Annotated in this window: 1 protein-coding gene; it reads right to left on the reverse strand. The window is 75.3% G+C overall.

What is annotated here, in order from left to right:
- The coding region (locus Acy02nite_RS46055; protein ID WP_203756730.1) for a type I polyketide synthase at positions 1-2,030 on the reverse strand (2,030 nt) is incomplete at both ends.

Consider the following 2,030-nt stretch of genomic DNA (forward strand, 5'->3'; position numbering starts at 1 on the left):
GGCGCGGTGAGCCCGTTCGACGCGCCGTCCTGGTTGACCGCCGTACCCCGCACGACGGCCAGGACCCGGCGGCCGGCCGCGCGCGCCGAGGACAGCCTCTCGACCAGGAGCATGCCGGCGCCCTCGGCCCAGCCGGTACCGTCGGCCGCGGCCGCGAACGGCTTGCAGCGGCCGTCGGCGGCCAGACCGCGCTGCCGGGAGAACTGCGTGAACGTCTCCGGGCCGGACATCACGCAGACGCCACCGACCAGGGCCATCGTGCACTCACCGGTGCGCAGAGCCTGGGTGGCCAAGTGCAGGGCGACCAGCGACGACGAACAGGCGGTGTCGATCGTCACGGCGGGGCCTTCGAGACCGAAGGTGTACGAGATACGACCGGAGACGACACTGCCGGCGGTGCCGGTGAGCAGGTGGCCCTCGGAGCCCTCCGGCACCGCGGCGCGCACGCCGTAGTCGATGCTGTTGGCGCCGGCGAACACGCCGACCGCCTCACCGCGCAGCGACAGCGGGTCGATCCCGGCCCGCTCGAACGCCTCCCACGAGGTCTCCAGCAGCAGCCGCTGCTGCGGGTCCATCGCGACGGCCTCGCGCGGCGAGATGCCGAACAACTCGGCGTCGAACTGGGCCGCGTCGTAGAGGAAGCCGCCCTGCCGCGTGTAGGACGTGCCGGGGTGGTCCGGATCCGGGTGGTACAGGCGGCCGACGTCCCAGCCACGGTCGGCCGGGAAGTCACCGATCGCGTCGGTGCCGGTCGCGACCAGCTCCCACAGCGCCTCGGGGGTGTCCGCGCCGCCCGGGAAACGGATGCCCATGCCGACGATGACCAGCGGATCGTCGTCGGCGGCAGCGACCGTCACCGGACCGGCGACCGCCGTGACCGCGCCGGTCAGCTCCTGCAGGAGGTGAGCCGCGAGACGTTCGACGCTCGGGTGGTCGAAGGCGAGGGTCGCCGGCAGCGGCAGCCCGGTCGCGGCCCGCAGGCGGGTGCGCAGGTCGACGGCGGTCAGCGAGTCGAACCCGAGATCCTTGAAGGCCCGGCCCGGGGCGATCGCGTCACTGGTGGCGTGGCCGAGGACCGCGGCCACGTGCGTGCGGACCAGGTCGGCCACGTGGCGTTCCCGGTCGGCGGCGGGCAGACCGGCGAGGCGCTGGCCGAACGTGGCGAACACGGTGCCGGTGGTGGCGGGCGTGGCGGCCTCGGGGAGATCGTCGAAGAGCGGACGCGCCCGGGCGGCCGTGAACGCGGGCAGGAACTCCGGCCACCGGACGTCGGCGATGGTCACCGCGGATTCGCCGGCGCCGACCGCATACGCCATCGCGCCCACGGCACGCGCCGGATCCATCGGCACCAAACCGCGGCGACGCAACTGGCCGGCGATGTCCTCGTCGGCGGCCATGCCGACCCGCGCCCACGGGCCCCAGGCGATCGCCGTGCCCGGCCGGCCGGCCGCGCGCCGGCGGGCGACCAGGGCGTCCAGGGCCGCGTTGGCGGCACCGTAGGCGGCCTGGCCGGCGCTGCCCCAGACACCGGAGATCGAGGAGAACACGACGAACGCGTCCACGTCACCGGCCAGCTCGTCAAGGTGTTCGGCGCCGCGGATCTTCCCCTCGGTCACGGCCCGCAGATGGTCCTCGTCGGCTGCGGCCAAGGGCACGTCGGCGGCGACACCGGCCGCGTGCACCACCGCGTCGATCGGGCCGACCTCGGCCAGCAGGGCGGCCACCGCGTCGCGGTCGGCCAGGTCACAGGCGTGCACCTCGGCGTTGGGCAGGTCGGTGGTGCCGCCGCGGCGGGAGACCAGGATCAGCCGGTCGGCACCGTTCCCGGCGGCCCAGCGAGCCACCTCGGAGCCGAGCCCGCCGGTGCCACCGGCGATCAGCACGGTGCCGCGCGGCTGCCAGGCCGCCGCGGTGACCGGAGGCGCGTGTTCCAGACGCCGGACCAGGACGCCGCCGGAGCGCACGGCGATCTGGTCCTCGGCGCCCAGCGCACCGCTGAGCACGGCGGCGAGGCGGCCCTCGGTACGGGA

It is taken from the genome of Actinoplanes cyaneus (genome assembly GCF_016862095.1).
Taxonomy (GTDB): domain Bacteria; phylum Actinomycetota; class Actinomycetes; order Mycobacteriales; family Micromonosporaceae; genus Actinoplanes; species Actinoplanes cyaneus.